We start from the raw sequence: 13,203 nt of genomic DNA on the forward strand, positions 1-13,203 counted from the left end.
TGTTTGCCGCGCTTGCATGCGCTTCATTGCCTTTATTGTAATGCCTGCGGAGGCTGCGGGTCTTTAGCGCCGCAGGACAACGTTTTGTCTTTTGACGCCATGATGAAGGGGGAACGGTCGCACATGTATCTTTGGAAAGAAAGCGAAGCCAGGCTGAACCGCTTCGCTTTTCGGCCGCGGTCGGGACAGGCGGCGTTTAACGTGCATTATTGGGGAATCGATCCGAATCATTATTCCAATCCGGTGCATAAGCATTCCTTCTTCGAGGTCTGCTACGTGCTGGACGGCGAGGGCGAATACACCGATGACGGCAGCGAATACCGGCTCGGTAAAGGAACGCTGTTCTGCTCGCGGCCGGGCATCGTCCACCAGATTCGTTCCGCGACCGGGCTGCTGCTCATCTTCGTCGCTTTCGAGATGGAGGAGCAGGCGTGCGGCGAGCATGCCCGCGAGTCGATGGCGGCGCTTGCGGAAACGGAGACGGTATGCATCCCCGGCGGGGACGAGCTGCCGGCGGCGATGCTGTGGAAATCGCTGCTGGTGCAGGCCGGCCGGCCGGGCGCGCTGCCTGAAAAGCTGCTGCCGGAGCTGACCGCTTCGCTGCTGCTTTCCTTCGCGGAGCTGTTCGGCGGCGGCAGCGAACCGGCGGCGGGGCAGCGGTACCGGCCGGCCGTCTCGCCGGTGCTTCGGCAGGCGAAGCTGTATATCGAGGACAATCTGGGGGACCGCGATATGTCGCTCGGCAAGGTGGCGGCGTATATCAATATGTCCGAGCGCCACTTGTCCCGGCTGTTCTCGGACGGCATCCGCGAATCGTTTACGGACTTCGTCCGCAGCCGGCGCGTGCGCAAAGCGGCGGAGCTGCTGCTCGGCACGGAGCTGTCGATCCAAGCGGTCGCGGACCGGACGGGCTTCGGGTCGGTGCATTATTTTACGAGAACGTTCGGTGCGGTCATGAAGACGACGCCGGCCCGTTTCAGGCGGGAAGGCACCGCGGAATCGTTCCGCATTTTCGATTAGTTAATTGTTAAGTTAATTTATTAGCTTGCATTGACACGGTTTACGGTCCGATATACGATAATAATGGGCAATTCAAGCTTAATAATTAATCTTATAATTAACTAATGGAGGAATGAAACGTGAGCGAAAACCTAACGGAAATTCCGCGTCCGGAGCATCCGAGACCGCAGCTGGTCCGCGAGAAATGGCTGAACTTGAATGGAACGTGGCAGTTCGAGACCGATCCCGGGCGCAGCGGGAAGGAACGCGGCCTGCCGGAGAGCGGGGCGCCGCTGGCACAGTCGATTCTCGTGCCGTTTTGCCCGGAGAGCAGGCTGTCGGGCATCGGGAATGCCGATTTTATGAACGCGGTCTGGTACAAACGCGAGTTCGACGCGCCGGCCGCCTGGTCGGACGGCCGGGTGCTGCTTCATTTCGGCGCGGTCGATTATGAAGCCGAGGTGTGGGTGAACGGCCGACGGGTCGGCGGGCACCGGGGCGGGTATACCGCATTTTCCTTCGACATTACGGAAGCGCTTCAATTCGGCGGCTCAAACACGGTCGTTGTGTATGCCGAGGACGACGTGCGCTCCGGCCTGCAGCCGCGCGGCAAGCAGTGCGGCGCGTATCACTCGCAGGGCTGCGACTACACGCGGACGACCGGCATTTGGCAGACCGTCTGGCTGGAGGCCGTGCCGCAGACGTATCTTTCTTCCGTCCGCATTGTGCCGGACCCCGAGAACGGCTGCGTGCATCTCGAAGCGTCGGTCAAGGGGCGGACCGCCGGCCTCCGGCTCGGCGCGGAAGCGCGCTTCGGCGGCCGGACAACGGGCGCCGCTTCGGTTAAGCTCGGTGCGATGTCGGCGCGGCTGTCGCTCGCGCTCAGCGAAATCCATCTGTGGCAGCCGGGCGCGCCGGAGCTGTACGATCTGACGCTGACCCTCGAAGACGGCAGCGGGAAAACGATCGATACGGCGGAAGCGTATTTCGGCCTGCGCTCGGTCGGTCTGGACGGCATGGCGTTCCGCATCAACGGCAGAGCGGTATTTCAGCGCCTTGTGCTCGATCAGGGCTTTTACCCGGACGGGATCTATACCGCGCCCTCCGACGAAGCGCTGAAGGCGGACATCGAAATTTCGATGGGCCTCGGCTTTAACGGCGCGCGCCTGCACCAGAAAATGTTCGAGCCGCGCTTTCTTTACTGGGCCGACAAGCTCGGTTACCTCGTCTGGGGCGAGCACGCGAACTGGGGCCTCGACATTACGACGGCCAAGGGGCTGGAACGGTTTTTGCCGGAGTGGACCGAAGGGGTCGAGCGAGATTTCAACCACCCGAGCATTATCGGCTGGTGCCCGTTCAACGAGACATGGGATGCCGCGAACGGAGCGCGGCAGGATAACGACGTGCTGCGCATCGTCTATGAGACGACCAAAGCGCTCGATCCGACTCGCCCGGTTATCGATACGAGCGGGAATTACCACGTCGTGACGGATATTTTTGACGTGCACGACTACGACCAGGATCCGCAAACGTTCAAAGCCCGCTACGAATCGCTCGCCTCCGGGGAGGGGGACGTGTTCGTGACATTCGAGAAACGCCAGCAATACGGCGGGCAGCCCTATTTTGTCAGCGAATACGGCGGTATTTGGTGGAATCCGGGGCAAAAGGACGACAAAGCGTGGGGCTACGGCAACCGCCCTACAAGCGAAGAGGAGTTCCTCGCCCGCTACGAGGGTTTGACAACCGCGCTGCTGGACAACCCGAACATGTTCGGCTTCTGCTATACGCAGCTGTACGATATCGAGCAGGAGGTTAATGGCTTGTACACGTACGACCGCAAGCCGAAGTTCGACCCGGCCATCATCCGGGCGGTCAATGCGAAGCGGGCGGCAATCGAAGCAAAGGACGAAGCGACTGAAGCCGCCGGCGTGTGACGGCAGGGCGGCGTGCGAGAAGAAGCGTGCGCGGCAGGGCAGCGTGCGGAGCAGACGAAGCGTACGAGACAGGATAATGCATCAAGCCGCCTCAGCGGTGACGCGGAAAGTCGTCGAGAAGCAGGTGGGTTGTGCACCGCTGACAGCGGATGGAACAGCATGCGGGCTCAATAGGATTTGCCGAAGGTCAGGGCATCAAGCCGGAGACAACGTCTCCGGCTCTTCGTATTCATCCGAACAGCTTTCCGGCCGCTGCGGTAAATGCGGATGCGAGAAGCAATGCAGCAGATAAAACGAGCGCGGCGATCCCTCTTACAGCAGACAGCCACCCTCTCATACTTGATAAACCAAATGCCGCGAGGAGGAAGCTTGCGATTGAGAATACGAACAGAAGATCAAATGAAGGAACGCCCGTTACGCTTTCGATGAACCGGGCATTTCCGCCCCAAGCGAACAGCATAAACGCTCCCCAGCCTGACAGTGAACACCAAAACGCCCACAGATTTATTTTTCTCAGCAAACTAAGGATGTTCCATCGCTCCCTTAAATTACCGTTTTATATTACCACAAAAGAATAGGGAACAGGGCTGTATGCCGAAGATTCCCCATCAAAGCACAGATCCCGGTCGCGAAAACAGAAATCCGTTCATGATGAGTTCAAAATTGTCCCGTATCCTTTTCTTAGGAAATGCATTCGCATGAAAGAGGAGTTGGATGAGATGGATCAGAAGGCGAATCAAGAGCAAGTACCGGTGCTCATTGCGGGAGGGGGGCTTGTCGGCCTGTCGGCCGCGCTTTTTCTAAGCCGTTACCGGGTTCCGTATCTGCTTGTGGAACGGCATCCCGGAACATCGATTCATCCCCGCGCACGCGGCTTCAATATCCGAACGATGGAGCTGTACCGCTGGCTGGGGCTGGAGGAGGCGATCCGCGAGGCAGGCCGGGACTTAAACAAAAGCATGGGAATTTATACGGCGGAGACGTTCGCATCCGCCGAACTCGATTTGCTGAAGAACGGGCTTCCCGAACAGCTGAAGCAGGCGGCCGCCGGCATGTTTAAGCAGGCGGGAGCGCTCAGCCCCGTGGCCGGGAACCGGTGTACGCAGGACGTCGTGGAGCCCGTGCTGCTGGGCGAAGCGCGGCGGCAGGGCGGAGATTTGCGCTTCAACACCGAGCTCGAGTCGTTCGAGCAGGATGAAGCGGGCGTGACAGCCGTCATTCTGGACCGGGCGTCCGGCGAGCGTTCGACCGTTCGCAGCCGGTATATGATCGCTGCCGACGGGGCGAAGAGCGGAATCCGGGAGTCGCTCGGCATTTCAATGGAAGGAAGAGGCGCTCACGGCAATCACATCAATATTTATTTTCAGGCCGACCTGCGCCAATGGGTGGAGGGACGCGAATTCAGCATCATGAATATTACGCATCCCGATGCGCCGGGCATGCTGGTTTCGATCAACAACGCGGACCGCTGGTGCTACCACGTTTCGTACTTTCCGGAGGCCGGCCAGATACCCGGGGAGTATACGCCGGAACGGTGCCGAAGGATCGTGGAGACGGCGCTTGGCATTCCGGGGCTGGACGTCGTCGTGCTGAGCGCACTGCCGTGGGAATCGGCGGAGCGCACGGCGAAGTCGCTGCAGGCCGGGCGGATCTTTCTCGCCGGCGACGCCGCGCACGTGATGCCGCCGTCGGGCGGATACGGCGCCAATACCGGCGTGCAGGACGCGCACAATTTGACGTGGAAGCTGGCGACCGTCCTTAACGGTACGGCCGGTCCCGCGCTGCTTGCGACGTATCACGAGGAGCGGCATCGGGTAGCCGCAGCGACGGTGCTGCAGGCCGGGCGGATGGCCGATTCGGGGATGCTCCGAATCATGAACGTCATTCCCGATAAAAGCGCGCCGGCTCCGGCCGATATGCTTGCCGTCATGCTGGGCTACCGCTACACGTCGGCCGCCGTGATCGGCGGCAGCGCCGGCGAACCGACGATTCCGGCCGAGCTCGAGCCGAAGGCGGAGCCGGGTACGCGCGCCCCTCATGTATGGCTCCTGCAGGACGAGAGCCGGCTTTCCACGCTGGACCTGTTCGGCGGCCGCTTCGTGCTGCTGGCCGGGCCGGACGGGACCGCCTGGCGCGAGGCAGCGCGGGAAGCGGGCCGCCTGCTTGGCGTTGATGTCGCCGCCTTCCTGATCGGGGACGGCGGCGAACTGGCCGAGGAGACGGACGGGGACTTCGCCCGGAGCTATCGCCTAGGGGCGGGAGAAGCGGCGCTGATCCGGCCGGACGGGTTTATCGGCTGGCGAGGCGCAGCGGCCGACGGGACGGCGCGCGGCCTTGCGGACGCGCTGGCTCGGCTTCTCTGCCGGGCCTAACCGGGCGGATGCCGCGACGCCCGGAAACGGATCGTACGGGGCCGATCCAGCGCGTAGGGCCGCCGAGCTTCATCCGCGGCGTTCGGCGCCTACCGGCCCGGCCATGCCCGCTGATGACAATCGGTCAAGGCGTTTCGCCTCTGCCGCCCGCGAGCGGGAAAAAAGCGTCCGCTTCGTACATCGGCTGCGGCGGTCTGCGCCCGAGGCGGCTAATATACAGCGCGATTTCGGACACGGTCCAGCGCAGGCCGCCCCCGCCGGGGATGCCGAAGCCGGCAAGCTTCGTCTTCTCCAGCGGCTCTTTCCCGGAATAGGTTCGGGCCAGCGTCAGATGCGGCCGGTATGCGCGCTCGTCGGGCTGATAGCCGAGAGGAGCCAAGGCTTCAGACACCAGCTCCTGCAGGCGGCCGAGCGCGTCGGCGGCTCCGCCGACGCCGGCCCACAGCACGGACGGATTTCCCGGGCGGCCGAACAGGCCAGGCGGTCCGACGGTCAGCTCGAAGAGCGGGACCCGATCTGCCGCCGACTGCAGCGCTCGGCGGATGCCCGGAATCCGGCCGGGCGGCGTGCTGCCGAGAAACTGCAGCGTAATATGGAGGTCGGCGGGAACCGTCCACTTGCGGAACGGCAGTTCCTTGGCGATCGGGCCGCACCAGTCGGCGACGGCACGCTTCAGCTCGTCCGGCAGCGGGACGGCGGCAAAGAGACGCAGGTCATCAGAATCGGACATGAAGTGAACTCCTTTGCATGGGATCGTTTTACGGCTTCAGCTAGTATAACCCGAGCTTTTCTCCGCCATTTAATAAGGGCATGCACACGGCGTCAGTCCACCACCCGCCATTATTCGCCAAAAATGTGAATAAATCCTCTCCGTTCGGGACATCCTACCTAAAGTGGCACAAGAAGCCCGGCGGGCTGCGCCTCAAGCGCAGACTGCACAGCGCAAAGGAGGTGACATTTTGGCACACGAGCAAAACGAGCATGCGACGAAAGCGGAAGTGCAATCGACAGAGCTGAACAAAATGCCGGTCGCAGGCGACAACGATGCGGAATTCGCCGCCGAAGAGGCTAACGAGAATGAGGCAAACGCCAATCAGGCGAACCGCCAGCAAACGCAGGAATAATCGGCTTGAATAAGCAGGCCCCCGTCCTTATCCAGGATGGGGGCCTTTTGCGCGGCTGCAGCAGGGATAAACCTGTTCCGGCTGTCGCGGAGTTCACAGGGGTATGTGATTATCAAAAGGGAATTCAGGGGGTTAACGTTTGACCACGTTAAAATTATCGTCGATCAGCAGCCAGTTCTGCGGGAAACTGAGCCCGAGCTTCCAATAGCTGATGCCCCTGATGCCGAGCTCCTTCAACAGGTCGAATTTCGCCTGAATGGACCGGGCGTCCTCGAACCAGACCTCATGCTGCCTGCCCTCGCGGTCCCAGTAGTTAAAATGCGGCGCCTGCGCTTCCGTGTCGTACAAAATTTCCGCCTGCTCGCGCCGCGCCAGACGGATCGCCTCCTGCGGGCTGATCGCCCTGGCGTATTGACCGCCGGGCACGAAGGGGAGCGTCCAGTCGTAGCCGTACAGATTTTGCCCCATCATGATTTTCGAGGCGGGCATCTCGGTGATGGCGTATTCGAGCACGCGCCGCACCGGGCCGATCGGAGACACCGGCTGCGCCGGGCCGCCGCTGTAGCCCCATTCGTACGTCATAATGACGACGAAATCGGCGATTTCCCCGACTGACGCGTAATCGTGCGCGCTGTACCATTCCCCCGCCTGGGCCGCGCTCGTTTTCGGCGCCAGCGCGACCGACATCAGGTAGCCCTGCGCGTGAATCCGTTCCGCCGCCCTGCGCAGAAAACGGTTGTAGGCGTCCTTGTCCTCCGGCCGCAAATGCTCCATATCGAAATGAATGTCGCGAAAGCCGAGTTCCCGCGCCGTTGCGATAATCGTATCGAGCAGGCGGGTTTGCACGGCCTCGTCGTTCAGCACGATCCGCCCGAGCTCCGCGCTGAACTGGTCGCCCTCCAAATTCGTGACGACCATCATCAGCGTCACGCCGTGATTGCGGGCGATGTCCGGAAAATCGTCCAGCGGCGGCCGCTGCAGCGTGCCGTCCCGGTTGATCCGGAAGCTGAAGGGCGCCAAATAGGTCAAATGGGGCGCGGCCTCGCGAGCCGACCGCGTCAAATTCGGCGCCACCTGCTGGCCGCGCGGTTCGACGTAGGCGTTGATTTCCGCATCCCGCTTCGGCGCCGGGGGAATGTACAGCCGCAGGCCGACGGGCAGCGGGGCGTTTACGTCCAGCGCATTCACCTCGGCGAGCCTTGCCGGGGTCGTCCCGAACCGGCCGGCGATGGAAGCCAGCGTATCGCCCGGCTGTACCCAGTAATACCGGCCGGCGATCGGAATGACGAGTGCCTGTCCGACGACCAGCGTCTGCGCGGGATCGATTTCGTTGGCTTCGGCAAGCTCGGCGACCGTGGTCCCGTAAGCGCCCGCAATCCCGTACAGCGATTGCCCGGAACGAACTACGTGAATTTGCATCGTTCTCCTCCTTGAACGTGAACCTTCCGATTGCTCATCGTTCATATATATTCGAAGAACGCCCGGTCCATGCCGGAAGGCGATCAGACCGACAGCCGACAAACCGCTGGCTCCTGGCTGACGCTGTTTATTGGCGGCGAAGCAAGTAACTACCATCGGTTCGAGAGCGAAGAAAGTTACCGATGAAAAAAGCCTTCCGGCCGCCAAACGCGATCGTTAAATCGCGTCCGGCCGCCGGAAGGCCGATGAAGGTTATTCCGATGCCGACAGCCGCTTGCGCAGCCGCTCGAGCTGTTCGTTAATTTGGGCTTCGCGCGCCGGATGCTCGGCCGGCGCCGCCGGGCCTCCGTAAACGGCGCCGCCGACCGATACGGGAACGGTATAACCGTAACGGTTCCCGCTAAGCTCGGCCTGCGTTTCCCAATGCACGATTTTCTCTTCCATCCGTTGAAATCCGCGCGCCGCGGAGCCGTAATCGGCTGCTCCCGTGCCGCCGCTGAAGCTCGGCATCGACGTTTGCGCTTTCGCCTGCGTCTGCCGTACGCGCGTAATCAGCTCGTCGCGTTTCTTCTGCATGGCCGCGAGCTCGGCTTTCGCCGTCTCCAGCCGCTGCTTCAGCTCCTCGGCGCGAGCCGCTGCCGCCGCGCTGAGCTGCTCGAGCTCGCGGGCTTTCTCCGCATAGCCCAGCTTCAGCGACAGCGCTTCGCGGGCGCCGGCTTCGCTGCCGCCTGACATGGCGTCCATCGCCTTGGTCTCGCACAGCTCCGCGAGCTTTGCAAACTCGGCCGCCTGCTGGCGGGAGCTTTTAGCCTGCGCTTCCTGACGGGCGAGCTCAACCTCGGCGCTCTCGATTTCGCTCTGCGCCTTCCGGACGTAATGGTTCAGCATCAGCGCCGGATCCTCCATTTTATCGAGCATCTCGTGAGCGGCCGCTTTCGTCATATCGATCAATCGGTTCAATACTCCCATTGTTCATGCACTCCTTTAATTGAATGAATAGGCGGCCGGAGCCGCAAAGCCCGTTTATTGCAGTCCGTAAGGCGATTTCGGCACGACCAGGCTGGCGAGCAGGTAGATGACCAGCACGGTTCCGCAGCTGAACAGGGCGGCGGCAGCCGTCAGCACCCGGACAAGTCCGGCGCCGGTGCCAAGCCATTCGGCGACGCCGCCGCACAGTCCCGTAATCATTCGGTCCGACCGGGACAAGTACAATTTTTTATGCATCGCATGCAATCTCCTTTCGCACGAGCGGAGTGTTGAGCCGCTTTCGGCTGATAGCTTTATTGTAGGACGTCCGGGAAGCCGGCAAAACCGACCCGCGCCGGTTTTTGAAGCCGGCCTTAAGGCGGGGAAGGCATCCGACCTCAGGACCGTCGCGGGGCGGGCGCATCGGCGCGGGATTGCTTACCGCCAAGCAAACTCGTCATGCCGCCGCAAAACGGTGCGGAAATCCGCGAATAGGCCGATATTTACCGCTAAATCTCGCAAATTTGACAAGAAATTGATGAATTTGAATGGTCTTGGTATACTAATCCATACAGGAAGGATGAATGCCGCAGACAGCGTACCCAAAGTTGAACGATCAGGGAGGTTTTCGCCGATGGAAGAACTGAAGGATCGGGAACTTATTTTCGTTTTTACGGGGCCGGACGGCTCCGGGCGCAAAACGGTTGCGGACAGCGTCGGCCAGACGTTCGGCATGGCCAAGGTATTGTCGTATGCGACGCGCAAGCCGAGACCGGGGGAAGTAAACGGGCAGGATTATCATTTTATTACGCCGGAGCTGTACGACCAGCTGGAAGCCGGCGGCGAGCTGATCGAAAGCGTGATGCTGGGCAGCAACCGGTACGGACTGAGGGGAAAAGACATCAAGCTGAGCTTCGAGAAGAACGGCTGCATCTATTTGATCTTAAACCCCGAGGGAGCGGAAAAACTGAAGCAATATTACGGCGACCGCGTCATTCGGCTGTTTATTTACGCCGACCGCCCGACGGTGGAAGAGCGGCAGCGGAAGGCGGGTCTTGCCGAAGACGTCATTGCCGACCGTCTCAGCCGGTACGAAGCGGACATGGCGTATCAGTCCGCATGCGAGCACGCCTTTGAAAATTACGATCTGGCCCATACGGTATTCGACATTACGAATACGCTGGAAAACTACCTGCAGCGCAACCTGGAGGAAAGAGACTGACCCGGGCCGCAATCCATATTCAGCCCCGCCGCTTCTGCGGCGGGGCTGAACGATTTTTAAGTGACGGTCCGGCACTGCGTAAAAAGCTCGACTTGCTGCAGGGGCTGTTCCGTTAAAATACCGGATGTTTCGCCGCGGACGAATCGAAAAAAAAAGCATAGGACCATGGACTTTCCAGAAGCTGCCTGCGAGGCGGCTTCTTCTTTTTGCGAGTCCGTTCGGGTTCCGGCGGGATGATCAGCATGCCCGGCCGGCCTCAAGCAAAGCTCCTTCGGGCGACGCCGTGCCGGTAAGGAGGCAAGCTGAAGCGGATCATCTCTGCAGGCGTTTTGTTGTTGGAAGTCATTTGAACGTCAGAAGTACGGTGTTTATCGGCAGGGAAGAGGCGAAAAAAATCCAATTTGTTGGGAAATGGAGCTTAAATGGAAGCGCTTCATCACAATTTAGACGAACATTAAGATGTGCAGATTGTTCGATTGTTCGAATAAGCGAAATTTTTGTGGCCTATAAATAAACTTTAATTGTAAAAACCATTGAAATATGCGAACGATTGCGGTAAAGTTGGATATACAATGTCAGATAACATCACATCGGTTAATTTAATAGCGGATCTGCCTTGAAATGTGTGAGGTAACATGCCGCACAAAACTCGAGTTCAGGGGCGTGAAAGCAATGAAGAAAAAACTGGTATTGGTCGGCAACGGGATGGCGGGCGTCAACTGCATCGAACAGCTGCTCAAACTGGCTCCGGACCGCTACGAGATCACGATTTTCGGAAGCGAGCCGCACCCTAACTATAACCGGATTATGCTGTCCTCGGTCCTCGCGGGCGACGCGGACATGAACGATATCGTCATTAACGACTGGTCCTGGTACGAGGACAATCACATTACGCTGCATACTTCGCAGACGGTCACGTTGGTCGATTCCCAGCGCAGGCTGGTTCATACGGACGGCGGCATCGTGGTGCCTTACGACGAGCTGATCGTGGCGACGGGCTCGCTGCCATTCATGCTGCCGCTGCCGGGCGCGAACAAGGAAGGCGTCATCGCGTTCCGCGATATCAAGGACTGCGAGGCGATGATCGAGACGTCCAAAACGTACCGCAAGGCAGTCGTCATCGGCGGCGGCCTGCTCGGTCTCGAAGCGGCCCGCGGTCTGCTCAATTTGAGCATGGACGTCACGGTGGTGCACAAGCACGAATATTTGATGGAGCGCCAGCTCGATCCGACGGCGTCGATCATGCTGCAGCGCGAGCTGCAGAGCCAGGGCATGAAGTTTCTGCTTTCGAAGAACACCGAGCAAATTCTCGGGAAGAAACGGGTTGCCGGTGTCAGGTTTGATGACGGCTCGGCCGTTGAGGCCGATCTGGTCGTCATGGCGGTCGGCATCCGCCCGAATATCGCGCTCGCCAAAAACAGCGGCATTGAAATCAACCGCGGCATCGTCGTGAACGATTATATGGAGACGAATCTGCCGAACGTGTACGCCGTCGGCGAATGCGCGGAGCATCGCGGCATTGCATATGGACTCGTCGCCCCGCTTTACGAGCAGGGGGCGGTGATCGCCAAGCGGCTTGCCGGCCTCGAATCGGACGGCTACCACGGCTCGATCGTGTCCACGAAGCTGAAGGTGTCCGGCGTCGACGTGTTCTCCGCCGGCACGTATAAGGACAGCGTCGATACCCGTTCGGTGCGGCTGCAGGACGAATTTAAGGGCATTTACAAAAAAATCGTGATCAAGGACGGCAAAATCGCCGGCGCCGTTCTGTTCGGCGATATCGCGGACGGCGCAAGGCTGTTCAAAATGATCCGCACCGGCGAGGACTTAACGGGCAAGGAGCAGGAGACTCTGCTCGGCGGCTCGATCGGCGGCGCGGCGGCCGCGGCGGCCGATTTGGTCGCCTCGATGCCGGACGACGAAATCGTCTGCGGCTGCAACGGCGTCTCCAAAGCGGCGATCGTCGGCGCGATCAAGGAAAAGGGCTGCACAAGCGTGAACGACATTAAAGCATGTACGAAGGCGTCCGGCTCCTGCGGCGGCTGCAAGCCGCTCGTGGCCGACGTGCTTGCGTACGTGCTCGGCGAGGACGCCGTGAAGTCGGTGAAGGAAGGCATCTGCGGCTGCACCGAGCTCGGGCGCGACGAAGTGGTCGAAGCGATTCGCTCGATGCGCCTCACCTCGTCGAGGGAAGTCATGCACGTGCTCGGCTGGTCGAACCCCGAGGGCTGCTCGAAATGCCGCCCGGCGCTCAACTATTACCTCGGCATGGTATGGCCGGAGGAGCACGGGGAGGAGCGGGAGTCGCGCTTTGTCAACGAGCGCAACCACGCCAATATCCAGAAGGACGGCACCTACTCCGTCGTTCCCCGGATGTACGGCGGCGTGACGACGCCGAAGGACCTGCAGCGCATCGCCGAAGTGGCGGTCAAATACGACGTGCCGCTCGTCAAGCTGACGGGCGGTCAGCGGATTGACCTGCTCGGCGTGAAGAAGGAGGACCTGCCGGGTATGTGGGCCGACCTCGATATGCCTTCGGGCTACGCCTACGGCAAGGCGCTCCGCACAGTGAAGACGTGCGTGGGCTCCACGTTCTGCCGCTTCGGCACGCAGGACTCGATCGGCATGGGCATCCAGCTGGAAAAGCGCTTCGAGCGGCTGAATACGCCGGCGAAGGTGAAAATGGCCGTATCCGGCTGCCCGCGCAACTGCGCCGAATCGACGATCAAGGATTTCGGCGTCGTCGCGATCGACGGCGGCTGGGAGCTGCACGTCGGAGGCAACGGCGGCACGAAGCTGCGCGCCACCGATGTGCTGTGCCGGGTAAAGACGGAAGAGGAAGTGCTGGCATGGGCGGGCGCTTATCTGCAGCATTACCGTGAAACGGGAAAATACGGCGAGCGGACGTCCGAATGGGTTGAGCGGGTCGGCCTGGACGCCGTCAAGACGGCGCTCGCGAAAGCGGAAGACCGCGCGGCGCTGAACGAACGGATCAACAAGACGCTCGGGCTCATGAAAGACCCTTGGAAAGAAATTATCGACCAGAAGGAATTAAGCGGCACGTTCATGCCGCTGGCGCCCCAGACGGAGGAAGCGAAGCTGATTTAAGGCGAAGGCGGATCGGCGGCGGCCGGGCATCCGGCCGGGGAGACGGAGGAATCGAAGCC

The 13,203-nt window shown here is 60.8% G+C and carries 11 protein-coding genes; 7 read left to right on the forward strand and 4 right to left on the reverse strand.

What is annotated here, in order from left to right; all coding sequences use genetic code 11:
• Window positions 1-123 precede the first annotated feature (123 nt).
• The 4 genes from PD282_RS01825 to PD282_RS01840 all read left to right on the forward strand — a co-directional run bounded on the left by PD282_RS01825 (window position 124) and on the right by PD282_RS01840 (window position 5,305).
• On the forward strand, window positions 124-1,020 hold the full coding sequence (locus PD282_RS01825; protein ID WP_274648689.1) for an AraC family transcriptional regulator: 897 nt from the start codon (window positions 124-126) through the stop codon (window positions 1,018-1,020).
• Between the two features lie 119 nt (window positions 1,021-1,139).
• A complete protein-coding gene (locus PD282_RS01830) occupies window positions 1,140-2,933 on the forward strand; it encodes a glycoside hydrolase family 2 protein (RefSeq protein WP_274648690.1) in 1,794 nt (597 codons plus the stop codon).
• Window positions 2,934-3,082: 149 nt separating this feature from the next.
• The gene (locus PD282_RS01835; protein WP_274648691.1) at window positions 3,083-3,511 is read left to right on the forward strand and encodes a hypothetical protein; all 429 of its coding nucleotides are present in this window, start codon (window positions 3,083-3,085) and stop codon (window positions 3,509-3,511) included.
• 120 nt (window positions 3,512-3,631) lie between these two features.
• A complete protein-coding gene (locus tag PD282_RS01840) occupies window positions 3,632-5,305 on the forward strand; it encodes an FAD-dependent oxidoreductase (RefSeq protein ID WP_274648692.1) in 1,674 nt (557 codons plus the stop codon).
• 124 nt (window positions 5,306-5,429) lie between these two features.
• Here PD282_RS01840 and thpR read toward each other — a convergent pair whose 3' ends face one another.
• Window positions 5,430-6,035 carry an RNA 2',3'-cyclic phosphodiesterase gene (thpR, locus tag PD282_RS01845; protein ID WP_274648693.1) on the reverse strand — a complete coding sequence of 202 codons (606 nt, stop codon included), beginning with the start codon at window positions 6,033-6,035 and terminating at the stop codon, window positions 5,430-5,432.
• A gap of 229 nt (window positions 6,036-6,264) precedes the next feature.
• On the opposite strand from thpR, the gene PD282_RS01850 reads away from it, so the two are divergent.
• Window positions 6,265-6,429: a hypothetical protein gene (locus tag PD282_RS01850; RefSeq protein ID WP_274655486.1), complete on the forward strand. Its 165-nt coding sequence runs from the start codon at window positions 6,265-6,267 to the stop codon at window positions 6,427-6,429.
• 132 nt (window positions 6,430-6,561) lie between these two features.
• Here PD282_RS01850 and PD282_RS01855 read toward each other — a convergent pair whose 3' ends face one another.
• The 3 genes from PD282_RS01855 to PD282_RS01865 form a co-directional block, all read right to left on the reverse strand.
• Window positions 6,562-7,848 carry a glycoside hydrolase family 18 protein gene (locus PD282_RS01855; RefSeq protein ID WP_274648694.1) on the reverse strand — a complete coding sequence of 429 codons (1,287 nt, stop codon included), beginning with the start codon at window positions 7,846-7,848 and terminating at the stop codon, window positions 6,562-6,564.
• 252 nt (window positions 7,849-8,100) lie between these two features.
• Window positions 8,101-8,817, reverse strand: a complete 717-nt coding sequence (locus PD282_RS01860; RefSeq protein ID WP_274648695.1) for a PspA/IM30 family protein — start codon at window positions 8,815-8,817, stop codon at window positions 8,101-8,103.
• A 54-nt stretch (window positions 8,818-8,871) separates the two neighbouring features.
• Complete coding sequence (locus PD282_RS01865; protein ID WP_274648696.1) at window positions 8,872-9,072, reverse strand: PspC domain-containing protein; 201 nt, start codon at window positions 9,070-9,072, stop codon at window positions 8,872-8,874.
• A gap of 376 nt (window positions 9,073-9,448) precedes the next feature.
• Here PD282_RS01865 and PD282_RS01870 point away from each other — a divergent pair, with 376 nt between their 5' ends.
• Both PD282_RS01870 and nirB read left to right on the forward strand, forming a co-directional pair.
• A complete protein-coding gene (locus PD282_RS01870; RefSeq protein WP_274648697.1) occupies window positions 9,449-10,036 on the forward strand; it encodes a guanylate kinase in 588 nt (195 codons plus the stop codon).
• 672 nt (window positions 10,037-10,708) lie between these two features.
• Window positions 10,709-13,144: a nitrite reductase large subunit NirB gene (gene nirB, locus PD282_RS01875; RefSeq protein WP_274648698.1), complete on the forward strand. Its 2,436-nt coding sequence runs from the start codon at window positions 10,709-10,711 to the stop codon at window positions 13,142-13,144.
• Window positions 13,145-13,203 lie beyond the last annotated feature (59 nt).

Source organism: Paenibacillus humicola, from assembly GCF_028826105.1.
Lineage (GTDB): Bacteria > Bacillota > Bacilli > Paenibacillales > Paenibacillaceae > Paenibacillus_Z > Paenibacillus_Z humicola.